The sequence below is a fragment of the Oceanobacillus sp. FSL K6-0251 genome (genome assembly GCF_038004725.1).
GTDB classification, from domain to species: Bacteria; Bacillota; Bacilli; order Bacillales; family Amphibacillaceae; genus Oceanobacillus; species Oceanobacillus oncorhynchi.
Window position 1 is genome coordinate 3367156 of the sequence record NZ_JBBORS010000001.1, and the last position, 17387, is coordinate 3384542.

At 42.4% G+C, this 17387-nt stretch carries 10 protein-coding genes, 3 rRNA genes and 1 other annotated feature (1 of these 14 running past the window's edge); of the genes, 4 read left to right on the forward strand and 9 right to left on the reverse strand.

Going from position 1 to position 17387, the window contains the following annotated elements; all coding sequences use genetic code 11:
* Window positions 1-2 precede the first annotated feature (2 nt).
* The 4 genes from MKY45_RS16770 to MKY45_RS16785 form a co-directional block, all read right to left on the reverse strand.
* Window positions 3-944: a nuclease-related domain-containing protein gene (locus tag MKY45_RS16770; protein WP_256704931.1), complete on the reverse strand. Its 942-nt coding sequence runs from the start codon at window positions 942-944 to the stop codon at window positions 3-5.
* A gap of 104 nt (window positions 945-1048) precedes the next feature.
* Window positions 1049-1624: an RNA 2',3'-cyclic phosphodiesterase gene (gene thpR, locus MKY45_RS16775; RefSeq protein WP_341173134.1), complete on the reverse strand. Its 576-nt coding sequence runs from the start codon at window positions 1622-1624 to the stop codon at window positions 1049-1051.
* A 12-nt stretch (window positions 1625-1636) separates the two neighbouring features.
* The gene (locus MKY45_RS16780; RefSeq protein ID WP_042535590.1) at window positions 1637-2362 is read right to left on the reverse strand and encodes a pseudouridine synthase; all 726 of its coding nucleotides are present in this window, start codon (window positions 2360-2362) and stop codon (window positions 1637-1639) included.
* A gap of 11 nt (window positions 2363-2373) precedes the next feature.
* Entirely contained in the window at window positions 2374-3993 is a 1620-nt protein-coding gene (locus MKY45_RS16785) for a putative polysaccharide biosynthesis protein (protein WP_341173135.1), read from the reverse strand.
* Window positions 3994-4249: 256 nt separating this feature from the next.
* Here MKY45_RS16785 and MKY45_RS16790 point away from each other — a divergent pair, with 256 nt between their 5' ends.
* The 3 genes from MKY45_RS16790 (at window position 4250) to MKY45_RS16800 (ending at window position 7226) form a co-directional block, all read left to right on the forward strand.
* Entirely contained in the window at window positions 4250-5521 is a 1272-nt protein-coding gene (locus MKY45_RS16790) for a BaiN/RdsA family NAD(P)/FAD-dependent oxidoreductase (protein WP_341173136.1), read from the forward strand.
* A 116-nt stretch (window positions 5522-5637) separates the two neighbouring features.
* Window positions 5638-5832 carry a hypothetical protein gene (locus MKY45_RS16795; protein WP_042535593.1) on the forward strand — a complete coding sequence of 65 codons (195 nt, stop codon included), beginning with the start codon at window positions 5638-5640 and terminating at the stop codon, window positions 5830-5832.
* Window positions 5833-6056: 224 nt separating this feature from the next.
* Window positions 6057-7226 (forward strand): dicarboxylate/amino acid:cation symporter, encoded by a 1170-nt coding sequence (locus tag MKY45_RS16800; protein WP_341173137.1) that lies wholly within the window; start codon window positions 6057-6059, stop codon window positions 7224-7226.
* A gap of 792 nt (window positions 7227-8018) precedes the next feature.
* On the opposite strand, the gene rrf is transcribed toward MKY45_RS16800, so the two are convergent.
* The 4 genes from rrf to MKY45_RS16820 form a co-directional block, all read right to left on the reverse strand.
* Window positions 8019-8134 (reverse strand): 5S ribosomal RNA (gene rrf / locus MKY45_RS16805).
* A 129-nt stretch (window positions 8135-8263) separates the two neighbouring features.
* A 23S ribosomal RNA gene (locus MKY45_RS16810) occupies window positions 8264-11185 on the reverse strand.
* A gap of 197 nt (window positions 11186-11382) precedes the next feature.
* Window positions 11383-12943 (reverse strand): 16S ribosomal RNA (locus MKY45_RS16815).
* The 16S, 23S and 5S rRNA genes sit together here, the layout of an rRNA operon.
* Before the next feature lie 460 nt (window positions 12944-13403).
* Window positions 13404-13712: a rhodanese-like domain-containing protein gene (locus MKY45_RS16820; protein ID WP_042530715.1), complete on the reverse strand. Its 309-nt coding sequence runs from the start codon at window positions 13710-13712 to the stop codon at window positions 13404-13406.
* Window positions 13713-13832: 120 nt separating this feature from the next.
* Here MKY45_RS16820 and MKY45_RS16825 point away from each other — a divergent pair, with 120 nt between their 5' ends.
* A complete protein-coding gene (locus tag MKY45_RS16825; protein ID WP_042530713.1) occupies window positions 13833-14591 on the forward strand; it encodes a hypothetical protein in 759 nt (252 codons plus the stop codon).
* Between the two features lie 96 nt (window positions 14592-14687).
* On the opposite strand, the gene leuS is transcribed toward MKY45_RS16825, so the two are convergent.
* A complete protein-coding gene (gene leuS, locus MKY45_RS16830; RefSeq protein ID WP_341173138.1) occupies window positions 14688-17102 on the reverse strand; it encodes a leucine--tRNA ligase in 2415 nt (804 codons plus the stop codon).
* Window positions 17103-17212: 110 nt separating this feature from the next.
* Window positions 17213-17387, reverse strand: a binding site (T-box leader) (it continues 49 nt past the right edge of the window).

Below are 17387 nucleotides of genomic sequence, written 5' to 3' on the forward strand. Positions count from 1 at the left end.
GCTTACTCTGCTTCCCATTCCGGTCTCAGAAAAGAATGCGATAAGCTGTTTCTTAACAAGGATTCAGCCACACTGAGCTGCCTCTTTTTCAGCGGTAAATGAATAGATCGCTTCTCTTTAAACCATTCCGGGAAGGAGAGCTTATCGATAATTTCTGTCTGGTAAGGTGCGGTGGCATATAAAATACGATTAATTCTGGATATCACTGTTTTTTTAATCGGAATATCGATATTCTCTTCCTTCAGAAAACGTTCAATCCATTTTTCCGACCGTTTTAACGAAATTAATGGATTGACCAGCCGCCCCGGCTCTTCATTATTTTTAGCAGTAATGGTCCAGGTACGTTCGTCTCCAGCCATAATTACTTCGTCCGTATCCAGTTCAACAAATGATAGTATTTCTACTCCAATTGGTGTGATAAGTATAATATCTGTCTCCACTGCCGCTTGCTTCACTTCAAATATAGGACGGTACATCACAAGATATGTATCTGGAAACCGCTGCAGCAAAAATCGTAATAATGGATCATTATAATAATTCGAATCAACGACAGAAACCTGCGAAACAGTGGATGATGCCCATTTCATCTGAATTTCCAATATGCGATCCAAAAAAACCTGCTTTAATTCTTCTTCCGTATCAGGGAGCTTTAATAACGGTTTATTCCGTTTTACGATTTCTTCGTCTGGAGTCAAATCCTCTACAACAACCGGTGATTTGATAAATCGTTCTTTCCATTTTTGCAGCAGTGAGTTTTTTTCCTTTACCTCTTCTGCTTCCGGCTGTGCCTCTTGTTTGGTCTCCTCCTTCAGAGATGGATCAAGCCATTCCGAATAGAACTGTTCCCACTGTTCTTTCTTTTGTCTGATATATTGAGTGGGGTAACGATAGGTATCCCACTCATATCTGGAAATATAATCCTGTAGCTTAATTAACTGTGCCATCTATCCTATTCTCTCCTTTTTCTCATCAGAAAACCTGCTACGCTTCTAGTTGCCATTGAAAGGTCTGCAAACTGTCCCTTCACACACTTATTTGTAAATGAGATTCAGCTAAATGACTCATGACGCAATGGAAAACGCTGAATGATTTCATATTTCGGAGTGGAAGAAGGATGTACCTTGTATAGCTCCACCGCATCCACGTTAAATGCTTCAGCTAAGGAAGGCATATTGGATATTATTTTATTCCAGCTGTCTTCTGTTACGGTTTTCTTTTGATCTGCCCATTTCTTAGCGATAGTAATATGCGGAGTATACGCTCTCTTCTCATTTTTATAGCCGATAATTTCACAAATCTGTACTACTTGATGCTGTATGCGGTTCAACATTGGATTATTTTCCACCCCCAGCCATAAAACCCTTGGCTGATGTTTATTTCCAAAAGTACCTAAGCCTGTTCTGTTTAAATCAAATGCTGTGTAAGCTGTGATAGAATAAAGCTCATTCCGGAGAGTTTCTATCGACTTTTCACCTACTTCTCCTAAAAAAGCAAGCGTAATATGAAAATCTTCCTTATCCGTCCATTGCTTATAAGAAAGATGCTGCATGAAATGCTTCTGCCATTCTGTCAGCTGCTCTGCCAACAATGGCTTTACCTGGATACCTATAAAATAATGAGACATGGTCATAACTCCTTATTTCTTTAAACTGTAGCAATAAGCTACTTCCTCCTCGGTCAGCGGGCGGTAAGCTCCCCGCGCCAATTGGTCATCTAGGGTTAATTCTCCCATTCGATGTCGCTTTAAATAGATAACCTTCCCCTGAACCGCTTCAAACATCCGTTTAATCTGATGAAATTTTCCTTCCGTAATTTCTATTTGTACTTCAGAAATCCCCGATTCTTCATCTACAGATAATATTTCCAGTTTAGCTGGTTTAGTAAAGTAACCATCTTCCAGCGTAACTCCATCAGCAAATTGTTGGATTACATCCCGAGGCAGATCCCCCTTCACCTTGGCACGATACATTTTCGGTATATTTTTATTCGGAGAAGTCAGGTGGTGGCCTAAATCTCCATCATTTGTAATTAATAATAAACCTTCTGTATCTTTATCCAGCCTCCCCACTGGGAAAGGCTGGAAATGTCTTTCCTGTTCGGATAACAAGTCAATGACCGTCTTATCCTTTGCATCGACCGTTGCCGATACAACTCCGGGAGGCTTGTGAAGCATCAAATAAATAAATTCCTGATAAATGACAGGCTCTCCATCTACATGGATATTGTCTATATCTGGATTTACTTTTATCGAACCGTCTTTGACCACATGATTATTTAAAGTGACTTTTTTCGCTTTTAACAGCTGTTTTACTTCTTTCCTGCTTCCAACAGCCATATTTGCCAATAATTTATCTAATCGCATAGGAGAACTCCTTATTTTTTGCGTTTCAATCGATTTAAGCCTGGTATATTCCCTTGAAAGATATGTTCTAACAATGTTGATTTATACGCTAAAAATAGATAGAATAGTCCGCCTGCAGATATACCGATGAAAAGCATCATCGTCGTTGCCCAGCGTTCCTCCTGATATGGCAGAAAGAAGCTGAAACCAAATTTTAACACTGCAATAACGAAGCACATCATTCCTGTAAAAATCAAAATTAAAATCGTTCGCTTTACTGTTTGTTTATAAGAAAAATCAGCACTTCTTTTTATTCGGATTAAATTAAGCAAAACAGCAATACCTGCTGCAATTGCCGTACCTAAAATGGCTCCTTGTCCGCCGAACATATGAATAAACTGACTGTTGAATAATACTTTTACCAAAAGACCGGCCAATAAACTGATAACCGCATAATTTTGCTGATCAAGACCCTGCAGCATCCCAGCTGTTACTGTAATCAGGCCAAAGAGCAATGCCACTGGAGCATATAAGGCCATCAATTTCCCTGTAATCTCAATATCTTCCAGCGTAAATAACGAACCAAAAATTTCATCGGAAAGAATTGCAATTCCTGCAGCTGCCGGAATGACAAATACCATGATAACCTGTAAAGCCTGGTTAATTAGTTTTGTATAAGTAGTTTGATCGTTTTGTGTAAAAGCATTCGTTAACGATGGCAGCATCGCCATAGATAATCCTGTAGCGATAGTCATCGGTATAATAACTATTTTATGTCCCAAGTTATTGATAACAGCCAATTCTGTATCATATATTGCTCCTCTGCCGCTGGCAACCATGGCAGGCTGAAATGTAAACTGATCAACAAGCTGATATAGCGGGATAGCTAGACCAACTAATACAAATGGACCGGCATATCGAAATAATTCCTTAAATAAATCGACCGTGCGAAAATCATGTGTCGTCTTCTGGTTTGCAATTTTCTTATCAATAAACGGTTTTCTTTTTCTCCAATACCAAAAAAGAACCAAACAAGCTGCCAGGGCGCCGATTAAAGCTGCAAATGCAGCAAAACCTACTGCTAAAGTAATCGACCCGTTAAAGTAATTTACAATAATATAAGAGCCGAGCAGAATAGCTATAATGCGCACAATTTGTTCTATGGTTTGGGAGATAGCCGTCGGCCCCATGGACTGATTCCCCTGAAAAAATCCCCGGACAATACTCATTGCCGGAATAACAATCAGTGCAAAGCTGACCATACGGATAACAAAGGCGATATCATCCGGGGTTATTGGTCCGCCTTCTCCTTTAATTTGTTGTGCTCCTATCCAATCAGCTGATAAAAACATCACAAGGAATGCAACAACGCCAGTGACTAGCATTAATGCACTGCCGGCACGGAACATCCGCATCCCAATTTGATAATCACCTAAAGCGTTATATTTGGATACAAATTTTGATACTGCCGCCGGTATGCCGACTGTGGATAAACTAATAAAAATACTGTAAGGTGTGTACGCATATACAAACAGCGCATTACCTGTCGTACCAACGATTGCAAAAAACGGGATAACAAAAATCATTCCTAAAAACTTGGACAGGAACGACGCACCTGATAAAAGCATCGTTCCTCGTAGCATATTTGACATTGTAACTTTTTCACCTACAATTAGATTAATAAAATAGATTGCTTTATTTTAGCACTTCCTATTAATTTTAGCATACTTTTTGTCTACATTGCTTGATTTAATCTGCTAAAAAACGACAAATAAATTTCATTTCATTCTATTGCATCCTAAGCAGCCCTCATTTCCCTTATGATATATAGAAGAAATTTTTTATCAGGATTGTACATTTTTATAGAAAGTGCTACGATACGGAAGGAAAAGAAAGGAATGAGAAACCTTGGATTATGATGTTGTCGTCATCGGCGGAGGGCCATCTGGATTAATGGCAGCTATATCTGCTGCAGAGCACGGCGCCAAAACACTGCTGATTGAAAAAGGAAAAAAGCTGGGCAAGAAATTAGCCATCTCCGGCGGAGGCCGCTGTAATGTAACAAACCGTTTACCGCAGGAGGAAGTAATAAAACATATTCCTGGCAATGGTAAATTTTTATATAGTGCTTTTTCAGTGTTTAATAATTATGATATTATCGATTATTTTGAAGGTCTCGGGATTGCTTTAAAGGAGGAAGATCATGGCAGAATGTTTCCAGAATCCAACAAAGCAATGGATGTGATTAATGCACTTATTAATCAATTAAAAGAACAAGGTGTCACCGTAAAAATGAATACAAAAGCAGCTGCAATAGAATATGGGGAGAATCTGCACAAGGTACACTTCGATGAAGAACCTTCTATAGAAGCTGCCGCCATCGTTCTGGCAGCCGGCGGAAAAGCGGTACCTCACACTGGCTCGACAGGTGATGCTTATCCATGGGCTAAAATTGCCGGTCATACGGTAACGACACTTTACCCGACAGAAGTAGCGCTCACCTCGAAAGAAGCCTTTATTAAGCAAAAAAAACTTCAAGGCTTATCTCTAAGAGATATTCGTTTAAGCGTATTAAATAAACGGGGAAAACCAATTATCACCCATCAGATGGATATGATTTTCACTCATTTTGGTATTTCCGGTCCTGCCGTTTTGCGCTGTTCCCAGTTTGTCGTTAAAGAGCTGATGCGGGGCAGAGATGCTGTAGAAATGCATCTCGATATTTTACCCGAAATAACCGAAGATGATTTATTTAAACAAATCATGCATACCCTTGAAGATAATCCAAAAAAAGCGTTTAAAAATGCAGTCAAAGGACTGATTCCTGAACGTCTTCTTGACTATTTAATGGAAACGCATGTCATCGGCTCTGAACAAAAATGTGCCAATATCTCGAAAAACACCATGCTTCAATTTACAAAAGAAATTAAAAATTTCTCCTTCCAAGTACACGGCAGTCTTCCAATGGAAAAAGCTTTTGTTACTGGCGGAGGTATTTCAATTAAAGAAATTGTACCAAACACCATGAAATCAAAAATCATGCATGGCCTATATTTTTGCGGAGAAATTTTAGATATACATGGCTATACAGGCGGGTATAATATTACTTCTGCACTCGTTACCGGAAGAATAGCCGGCATGAATGCAGCCTTAGATACAACTATAGATGCTGTTAATTAATGTCTTTCATAATTTATTTTCCTCTGGAAATAATAAGCCTGTCTGAGCTTGCCATCTATCAACTGGCCAGCTTTTACTAACTGTCTTTTTCACATATGTTGAAAGGAAGGATTAGTATGGAAAAAAACTCAATTTGGCTTCCATTGGTTGCCTCTGTCGGTATTGGTGCAGCCACTTTTTATTCTATGACCAATCAACAACAAAATGTAGGTCAGGCTTTGCAGCAAGCAGCTCCTTTTTTCAGCTCTAAACAAAAATCAGGTTCAGGAAACAAGGAGACGGAAACATTAGGACCATTTGGAATGAGTTAATATCTCAGACTGGGAAGTATCCTCCGGGATGCTTCTCTTTTCTATATTCTACAAAAAATAATAATCTTGGGCTGCATTTCTAAACCATTTGAAACATATGAATAAATAGCTGACTTCCTTTCTTTTTCCATTCGTTTTACTTAATAAAGTCTGGCTATCGTCTTAATTTTGAGTTATACTATGTCCGTTACATATTATTTACAAACCAGATTGGAGAGTTTCTTATGCAACGCTTTGGTTTATTATTTCGTATTATTATTGCAATTACTCTCGGTATTATTGTCGGAATAATTGCAAATGATTGGCTTATTCGATTGTTCGCCACATTTAATGATATTTTTGGCGGATTCCTCAGCTTTATCATCCCTCTAATTATTTTAGGGTTTATCGCACCCGGAATTGGTTATATGGGAAAAGGAGCCGGAAAATTATTATCGATTACAGCTTTAATTGCTTATGTATCAACTATCTTCGCTGGTATTGTAGCATATACAGCTGCAAGCAATCTGTATCCATCTATTTTAAGCGGACAGTCATTAACAATGTTTAATGACCCAAGCGGCGCACTGCTGGAAGGTTTTTTGGATTTTGAGCTTCATCCGCCTTTTGAAGTAATTACCGCACTTATTCTTTCGTTTATTTTAGGAATTGGAATGGCAGCATTAAAAAATGATACGTTATTAAAAGTATTTACTGATTTTCGCTCTATTGTCGAATTAGTTATCAGCAAAGCAATTATTCCATTACTGCCAATTCATATTTTTGGAATCTTTGCCAACATGACACATGCAGGACAGGTCGCTTCTATTTTACAAGTATTCGCAGTTGTCTTTGTGATGATTATTCTGTTACATGTTTTATATTTAATCTTTCAGTATTCAGTTGCTGGAGCATTGAGTAAACAGAATCCTTTCCGGATGTTAAAAACCATGCTGCCGGCTTATTTCACAGCGCTTGGAACTCAATCCTCCGCTGCTACAATACCTGTTACATTAGCACAGTCCAAAAAATTAAAGGTAAAAAGCAATATTGCTGATTTCACGATTCCTTTACTTGCTAATATTCATTTATCAGGAAGCACTATTACCCTGTTAAGCTGTGCAACTGCAGTTTTATTTTTACAGGGAGACTCCATCACATTTGGATCTGTTTTTCCTTTCTTACTTGTATTGGGAGTGACGATGATTGCAGCGCCTGGGGTACCTGGCGGAGCTGTTATGGCTTCTATCGGCCTGCTTGAATCCATGTTAGGCTTCGGGCCGACAATGGTATCCTTAATGATTGCACTATATCTTGCTCAAGACAGCTTAGGTACAGCATGTAATGTTACCGGAGACGGAGCGATTACAAGTATAACAGATTCCATTAATAACCGATGGAATATATCTAAATAAGGAAAAAGACGAGAAGTACCATTAAACCTGGATACTTCTCGTCTTTTTAGTATGTAATTTAAAATTCAAATATCGAAGAGGAACGAAGTTAAAAAAACAAGAATACAGCTTGTTCTTTAAAACTTCGGTGTGCTTGCCAAGAAGATGTCCGCTACGACGGTTTTCGATGAGACGAGTAATCGCAGTCCCGGGCCCAGGGCAAAGATCTCGCAGAAAAAAAGCGAATTTCTTTTTTACCCTCGAAGCATAAGCGCGACTTTAGCTCTGTCTGTCGTTTCGCTAATCGCTGAGTCTTCTTTATCGCAGGGTACAACGCGAAGTCTCTAAAGTTTGGCGCCCGGAGCTGGACGCGGCTTTTTTCTATAAATAGTTATCCACAAAGCAATAATTCTATAATTTCCTATGCCACAAAAAAATACACTCATTTTCCTCTCCCGGATAATCGGTATAGAATGGATTTATGAGATATATCCAATATAAAGAAAGTCCTTCATTGTATATGTTCCTTATCGTGGATTTTTATGAATGTCTTCAAATAATACATACACATTTGAAGAGGTTCACCATACAGCACGTATATTTCAAAGACAGTACACCAATAAAATTCTATTTTTTATGTATGATTATAATAACAGCTAAATAGAAGTACTAAAAACTTGTATTAATGCTAGCTTATAAATAGAATGCTTGGTCGATGTTTATCCTAGCGATTTTTCGTTCAGTAACATTCTTTCATATATTTCTAAATAAAAAAAGAGCTAAGCATGATGCTTAACTCTTTTTCAATATGCTGCCTGGCAACGTCCTACTCTCGCAGGGGGAAGCCCCCAACTACCATTGGCGCTGAAGAACTTAACTTCTGTGTTCGGCATGGGAACAGGTGTGACCTCTTCGCTCTCGCCACCAGACAATGTTTTAAAAATCAGTAACAATCAATATTATAATCGTTTTTGAGAAAAAATCAAGTACTAATTTCAAAAAATATGTAAGAATTTGCACCCTGAAAACTAAATAAGAGTAACGTGACATGAAAAAACTTAGATAAGTCCTCAATCGATTAGTATCCGTCAGCTGCACGTGTCGCCACGCTTCCACCTCGGACCTATCAACCTCATCGTCTCTGAGGGATTTTACTCACTTCAAGTGATGGGAAGTTTCATCTTGAGGGGGGCTTCATGCTTAGATGCTTTCAGCACTTATCCTTACCACACGTAGCTACCCAGCTATGCTCCTGGCGGAACAACTGGTACACCAGCGGTGTGTCCATCCCGGTCCTCTCGTACTAAGGACAGCTCCTCTCAAACTTCCAACGCCCACGACGGATAGGGACCGAACTGTCTCACGACGTTCTGAACCCAGCTCGCGTACCGCTTTAATGGGCGAACAGCCCAACCCTTGGGACCGACTACAGCCCCAGGATGCGATGAGCCGACATCGAGGTGCCAAACCTCCCCGTCGATGTGAACTCTTGGGGGAGATAAGCCTGTTATCCCCGGGGTAGCTTTTATCCGTTGAGCGATGGCCCTTCCATGCGGAACCACCGGATCACTAAGCCCGACTTTCGTCCCTGCTCGACTTGTAGGTCTCGCAGTCAAGCTCCCTTCTGCCTTTACACTCTTCGAATGATTTCCAACCATTCTGAGGGAACCTTTGGGCGCCTCCGTTACCTTTTAGGAGGCGACCGCCCCAGTCAAACTGCCCGCCTGACACTGTCTCCGAACCGGATTACGGTCCTGGGTTAGAATGGTCATACAGTTAGGGTGGTATCCCACGGATGCCTCCACGTAAGCTGGCGCTCACGCTTCAAAGGCTCCCACCTATCCTGTACAAACTGCACAAACATTCCATATCAGGCTACAGTAAAGCTCCACGGGGTCTTTCCGTCCTGTCGCGGGTAATGCGCATCTTCACGCATAGTATAATTTCACCGGGTCTCTCGTTGAGACAGTGCCCAAGTCGTTGCACCTTTCGTGCGGGTCGGAACTTACCCGACAAGGAATTTCGCTACCTTAGGACCGTTATAGTTACGGCCGCCGTTTACTGGGGCTTCGGTTCAAAGCTTCGCTCCGAAGAGCTAACTCTTCCCCTTAACCTTCCAGCACCGGGCAGGTGTCAGCCCCTATACTTCGCCTTTCGGCTTCGCAGAGACCTGTGTTTTTGCTAAACAGTCGCTTGGGCCTATTCACTGCGGCTCACTCACAAGTGAGCACCCCTTCTCCCGAAGTTACGGGGTCATTTTGCCGAGTTCCTTAACGAGAGTTCTCCCGCTCACCTTAGGATTCTCTCCTCGCCTACCTGTGTCGGTTTGCGGTACGGGCACCTATGATCTAACTAGAGGCTTTTCTTGGCAGTGTGAAATCAGGAACTTCGGTACTCTATTTCCCTCCCCGTCACAGCTCAGAATCATGTCAGACGGATTTGCCTATCTGACTTCCTCGCATGCTTGGACGCACATCCATCGGTGCGCACTCCTTATCCTCCTGCGTCCCCCCATTGCTCAAACAATCATGAGGTGGTACAGGAATATCAACCTGTTGTCCATCGCCTACGCCTGTCGGCCTCGGCTTAGGTCCCGACTAACCCTGAGAGGACGAGCCTTCCTCAGGAAACCTTAGGCATTCGGTGAAAGAGATTCTCACTCTTTTTTCGCTACTCATACCGGCATTCTCACTTCAAAGCGCTCCACCAGTCCTCACGGTCTGACTTCGCAGCACTTTGAACGCTCTCCTACCATTGTTCGTAAGAACAATCCGCAGCTTCGGTGATACGTTTAGCCCCGGTACATTTTCGGCGCAGCGTCACTCGACCAGTGAGCTATTACGCACTCTTTCAATGATGGCTGCTTCTAAGCCAACATCCTGGTTGTCTGTGCAACGCCACATCCTTTTCCACTTAACGTATACTTTGGGACCTTAGCTGGCGGTCTGGGCTGTTTCCCTTTCGACTATGAACCTTATCACCCATAGTCTGACTCCCAAGCGTAAGTAACTGGCATTCGGAGTTTGACTGAATTCGGTAACCCGGTAGGGGCCCCTAGTCCAATCAGTGCTCTACCTCCAGTACTCTCTATCTTGAGGCTAGCCCTAAAGCTATTTCGGAGAGAACCAGCTATCTCTGTGTTCGATTGGAATTTCACCGCTACCCACACCTCATCCCCGCATTTTTCAACATACGTGGGTTCGGGCCTCCAGTCAGTGTTACCTGACCTTCACCCTGGACATGGGTAGATCACACAGTTTCGGGTCTACGACCGCATACTCATTCGCCCTGTTCAGACTCGCTTTCGCTACGGCTCCGTGTCTTCCACTTAACCTTGCATACGATCGTAACTCGCCGGTCCATTCTACAAAAGGTACGCCGTCACCCATTAACGGGCTTCGACTACTTGTAGGCACACGGTTTCAGGTTCTATTTCACTCCCCTCCCGGGGTGCTTTTCACCTTTCCCTCACGGTACTGGTTCACTATCGGTCACTAGGGAGTATTTAGCCTTGGGAGATGGTCCTCCCGGATTCCGACGGAATTCCACGTGTTCCGCCGTACTCAGGATACACTCCGGAGGAAATTCCTTTTCGATTACAGGGCTGTTACCTTCTTTGGCTGACCTTTCCAGGTCGATTCATCTAAAGAATTTCTTTGTCACTCCAATGGAATGTCCTACAACCCCAAGAAGCAAGCTTCTTGGTTTGGGCTCTTTCCGTTTCGCTCGCCGCTACTCAGGAAATCGATGTTTCTTTCTCTTCCTCCAGGTACTGAGATGTTTCAGTTCCCCGGGTCTGCCTCACCTACCCTATGTATTCAGATAGATGTACTGTTCCATTACGAACAGTGGGTTCCCCCATTCGGAAATCCTCGGATATCATGTTTACTTACAACTCCCCGAGGCATATCGGTGTTAGTCCCGTCCTTCATCGGCTCCTAGTGCCAAGGCATCCACCGTGCGCCCTTATTCACTTAACTAAAGTTTTTGAATAAGATGGCTGATTACAGAATGTAATCAGTTGTGTCGCTATATCAATAGCTTTTTTGCCTTATTTTTAAAGTTTGATGTCGTTGTTACTCTTATTTAGTTTTCAAGGTACAAACTTCCTTTGAGAGAATTGCTCTCTCAAAACTGAACCAAACAACCACGTACGAATTCCGTTATATATCCTTAGAAAGGAGGTGATCCAGCCGCACCTTCCGATACGGCTACCTTGTTACGACTTCACCCCAATCATTCGTCCCACCTTCGGCGGCTGGCTCCAAAGGTTACCTCACCGACTTCGGGTGTTACGAACTCTCGTGGTGTGACGGGCGGTGTGTACAAGACCCGGGAACGTATTCACCGCGGCATGCTGATCCGCGATTACTAGCGATTCCGGCTTCATGCAGGCGAGTTGCAGCCTGCAATCCGAACTGAGAACGGTTTTATGGGATTTGCTGGACCTCGCGGGTTCGCTTCCCTTTGTTCCGTCCATTGTAGCACGTGTGTAGCCCAGGTCATAAGGGGCATGATGATTTGACGTCATCCCCACCTTCCTCCGGTTTGTCACCGGCAGTCACCTTAGAGTGCCCAACTAAATGCTGGCAACTAAGATTAAGGGTTGCGCTCGTTGCGGGACTTAACCCAACATCTCACGACACGAGCTGACGACAACCATGCACCACCTGTCACTTTGTCCCCGAAGGGAAAACTCTATCTCTAGAGCGGTCAAAGGATGTCAAGACCTGGTAAGGTTCTTCGCGTTGCTTCGAATTAAACCACATGCTCCACCGCTTGTGCGGGTCCCCGTCAATTCTTTTGAGTTTCAGCCTTGCGGCCGTACTCCCCAGGCGGAGTGCTTAATGCGTTAACTTCAGCACTAAGGGGCGGAAACCCCCTAACACCTAGCACTCATCGTTTACGGCGTGGACTACCAGGGTATCTAATCCTGTTCGCTCCCCACGCTTTCGCTCCTCAGCGTCAGTTACAGACCAGAGAGTCGCCTTCGCCACTGGTGTTCCTCCACATCTCTACGCATTTCACCGCTACACGTGGAATTCCACTCTCCTCTTCTGCACTCAAGTCCTCCAGTTTCCAATGCACGTTTGCGGTTGAGCCGCAAGATTTCACATCAGACTTAAAGAACCGCCTGCGAGCGCTTTACGCCCAATAATTCCGGACAACGCTTGCCACCTACGTATTACCGCGGCTGCTGGCACGTAGTTAGCCGTGGCTTTCTGGTCAGGTACCGTCAAGGTACGATCAGTTACTATCGTACTTGTTCTTCCCTGACAACAGAGTTTTACGATCCGAAAACCTTCATCACTCACGCGGCGTTGCTCCGTCAGACTTTCGTCCATTGCGGAAGATTCCCTACTGCTGCCTCCCGTAGGAGTCTGGGCCGTGTCTCAGTCCCAGTGTGGCCGATCACCCTCTCAGGTCGGCTACGCATCGTCGCCTTGGTGAGCCGTTACCTCACCAACTAGCTAATGCGCCGCAGGCCCATCTGTAAGTGACAGCAAAAGCCGCCTTTCAACTTTCTATCAGGTGATAGAAAGTGTTATCCGGTATTAGCTCGCGTTTCCGCGAGTTATCCCAGTCTTACAGGCAGGTTGCCTACGTGTTACTCACCCGTCCGCCGCTCGTTCCACGAACTTCCCTCCGAAGAGTTCCGTTCGCTTCCCGCGCTCGACTTGCATGTATTAGGCACGCCGCCAGCGTTCGTCCTGAGCCAAGATCAAACTCTCCATAAAAGTGTTTGAAACATTAGCTTTCAGAAGTCAACTTCTGACTTATTTTTTAAGAAAAACGAGGTTGTCTTTCTTCTTTCGTACTGGTTGTTTTGTTCAGTTTTCAAAGAGCAATTTTGTTTGTTGCTGTTTCAAATCAGCAACTTTATTAATATATCAGATAACCAATGCTGCGTCAACAACTTTTTTATAAAATTATTTTTACAAAAGCGCTAACTCAACGCTGGAAATTTATTATAGCATTATCGACAAATTAAGTCAACACAAAACGAGAAAATTTCTTTTTATCTAATGAAGGGATTAAATAAAGCTGTATTATGTCCTTTTTTGTACTCCCTTCATTAAATTATAAATCTCGTATTGTCTGGTTACCTTACTCCTGCTCAGCATAAAAATCCCGCGGGAATTTATTTTCCCGCGGAATATCCTCTATAGAGTCTATAAATTCGTCACGCTTATGGAATTATTTAATAATAATTTCTCCATCCCACTCCAGCATTCCGCCGCTCATGTTTGATACATTAAACCCTTGCTCTTGTAAAAAAGCGGTTGCGTTATGGCTTCTTCTTCCAGACCGGCAAATCATAATATATTCCTTATCTTTATCTAATTTCTCATAAGCAGCCGGTATATCGCCTAAAGGAATATGCAAAGCATTTTCAATGATTCCTTGTGCTACTTCTTCATCTTCTCTGACATCGATCAACTGAATATTATCGTTTTCTCTGATAGTATCCACTTCTGCCGGTGTAAGCTCTTTTATATCTGCCATTTTCTCTCATCTCCTTCTGTTTTCCTTCTTTATTATATTAAATGCATTATGAATAGGATTCAAATCGTTTGATTAAACTAAGGCAAAACTTAATTATTTTATGAATAGAAGGTGTTATTGATGGCTTATATCAGTTTATTGTTTTTAGCTCTCTTTTTCGCTCCGGCAGAAGCAGCTTCGAATGATGCGATGCTAATCCAAACGTATGAAGAGGATGTTACAGGAGATGGAGAGAAAGAGCTGTTAGAGTTAAAAGGAAAATTATTTGCTGCAGATGGTGTTTATTATCAAGATATTTGGGTTGAAATTTCCAGCCCCTCTACTGATAAAACATGGCGGATAAACTATGGTGGAGGATACGATCCCGAATTACATTTTGCAGAATTAACTCACAACGGTGTCATGGATATTCTTTATCAGAGTCCTACCGGCGGAAGCGGCGGATTATATACTTCTCAGTTAAATCAATGGGAAAAAGATGATTTTATCGAGCTTCCACTGCCAGTAGAGCAGCCCGTGAAAGGGGAATTTATGGATGGTTTTCGAGTGTCCATTCAATTGCTTCCAGATGAAGACCCCATCATTTTAGATGTCTCGGGCCAAAAAGAAGAATATATCCGTTTAAAGCTATACGATGAGCAGGGTAAACTTCTGGAACCTACAACACTTATGATTGATCCTGTTGCATTTTTTGACATCATTGACTTAGACGATGAAGGTCAAAAAGGTCTTAAGAGCTTTCAGCAAATAAGTGGTGCTTATCATGCAGACGGAATTGGAACCGTGGAATCGATTTGGATGTATGATGAGGGGAAATGGATGCTGCTAGAAACAGACTTGCAAACAGATCTTCCGCGTTTGGATAATTCCTCCAGTTAGTATTTTTTATAAAGAAAACATAGAAAAACCGGACTATAATCAATTTCTGCCAAGCGAATTTTGATTATAGCCCGGTTTTCAGTTAGAGAAAATGGATTAATTAGCTACAACATTAACAAGTTTATCTGGAACAACAATCACTTTTCGAATTGTCTTCCCGTCCAGCCATTTTTTTATACTTTCTTGATTTAAAGCCATTTTTTCAAGGTCGTCTTTTTCAGTACCTGCTGGAACGCTTAGTTTCGCACGTACCTTGCCCATCACCTGCAAAACAACTTCCACTTCTTCTTCCACCAGCTTCGATTCATCGTAAGCAGGCCAGCCAGCAAGGCTTATAGAATCTTCATTGCCCAGCTTTTGCCAAATCTCTTCACACATATGCGGAGCGACTGGAGAAAGAAGCTTCACAAAGCCTTCTGCGTAATTTTTCGGGATTGATTCTGCTTTGTAGCATTCATTTACAAATACCATCATTTGAGAAATACCTGTATTAAAGTGAAGATTCTCAAAGTCCTCTGTCACTTTCTTAACCGTTTCATGATAAACCTTATCTAATTCTGTTGCAGCTTCATCTGTAATCTTATCTGTTAATGAATTATCATCATTGATATACAGTCTCCAAACACGATCCAAGAAACGCCGGGAGCCATCTAAACCATTTGTTGACCAGGCAACAGAAGCATCTAATGGTCCCATAAACATTTCATACAATCTTAGCGTATCTGCGCCATGAGAAGAAATAATATCATCCGGATTAACAACATTTCCTTTTGATTTACTCATTTTCTCATTACCTTCTCCAAGAATCATCCCTTGGTTAAATAATTTTTGGAAAGGCTCCTTCGTGGAAACAACTCCAATATCATAAAGGAATTTATGCCAGAAACGTGCATATAACAAGTGAAGCACAGCATGCTCTGCTCCGCCGATATATATGTCGATTGGAAGCCATTCCTCCAATGCTTTTGGATCAGCAAGCTGTTCCGTATTATGCGGATCAACATAGCGCAGGAAGTACCAGCAGCTGCCGGCCCATTGCGGCATCGTATTTGTTTCTCTTCTGCCCTTCATTCCTGTTTTCGGATCAACTACATTTACCCAATCTCCATTCGTGGCAAGCGGAGATTCTCCAGTTCCCGATGGTTTAATCTCGGTCATTTCCGGAAGTTCCAATGGAAGCTCCTCATCCGGCACAGCAGTCATGCTGCCATCTTCCCAATGAATGATTGGAATCGGCTCTCCCCAATAACGCTGCCTTGCAAAAAGCCAGTCACGCAAACGATACGTGATTTTCTTTGTCCCTTTTTTATTTACTTCCAGCCATTCAATCATTTTAGAAATAGCCTCATCTTTATCCAGTCCATCCAAAAATCCAGAATTAACATGGGGTCCGTCTCCTGTATAAGCTTCCTCTTCTATATTTCCGCCAGCGACTACTTCTCTGATTGGCAAATCAAACACAGAAGCAAATTCATAGTCACGCTCGTCATGTCCAGGAACTGCCATAATTGCTCCGCTTCCGTAACTCATCAATACATAATCTGCTACCCAGATCGGCATCTTCTCTCCATTAACAGGATTAATCGCATAGGCTCCCGTAAATACACCTGTTTTTTCTTTGGCAAGATCCGTACGTTCTAAATCAGACTTCGTTTGTACGTCATGCAAATATTTTTCCACAGCTTCTTTTTGTGCTGCGGTTGTAATTTTTTTAACAAAATCATGCTCTGGTGCCATAACAGCATACGTTGCTCCGAACAATGTATCCGGACGTGTTGTAAATACAGTAAAGGTTTCCTCATGTCCTTCAATGGAGAAGGTCACCTCAGCCCCTTCGGAACGCCCAATCCAGTTACGCTGCATTTCCTTCAGGCTTTCCGGCCAATCCAATTCTTCCAAATCAGAAAGCAGTCGATCTGCGTACGCCGTTATTTTAAGCATCCACTGCTTCATCGGTTTACGAACTACCGGATGCCCCCCGCGTTCACTCTTCCCATCAATTACTTCTTCATTGGCAAGCACCGTTCCAAGAGCAGGACACCAGTTGACAGCCACTTCATCCATATAAGCCAAATCATTTTCATAAAGCTTTTTGAAAATCCATTGTGTCCACTTATAATAATGAGGATCTGTTGTATTGATTTCCCGGTCCCAATCATAAGAAAAGCCTAACTCTTTAATCTGTCTCTTAAAGGTTTGAATATTTGCTTCTGTAAATTCTTTAGGGCTGTTTCCTGTATCAATGGCATATTGCTCTGCCGGAAGTCCAAAAGCGTCCCAGCCCATCGGATGCATGACCTCATATCCTTGCATTCTTTTCATTCTGGCTAAAATATCAGTTGCCGTATAACCTTCCGGGTGGCCAACGTGCAGCCCCTGGCCGGATGGATAAGGGAACATATCAAGTGCATAAAATTTCTCTTTATTAGAAAATGTATTTGTTTTGAATGTTTGATTGTTATCCCAATATTTTTGCCATTTTCTCTCGATTTCCTGATGTTGAAAGCTCATTATAATCCTTCCTTTCGTCCTGACTCTTGTATCGTTCAATCACATACGGCACGGACATCTATATCCCGATTTCTTATAAAATCAGGTATAAAAAAAGCCACTCATCCCAATGAAGGGACGAGAAGCTGTGTTTATTCCCGCGGTACCACCCAAATTAACGCTAAGAAGCGCTCGCTTGACATCGGTAACGTTGATGAAACGACAGTAACTACTCTGATTTCATTACTGCAAACTAAAAAGGTGAGTTCATACGTCTATCAGTAGCAGTTTTCACCACCCACTGCT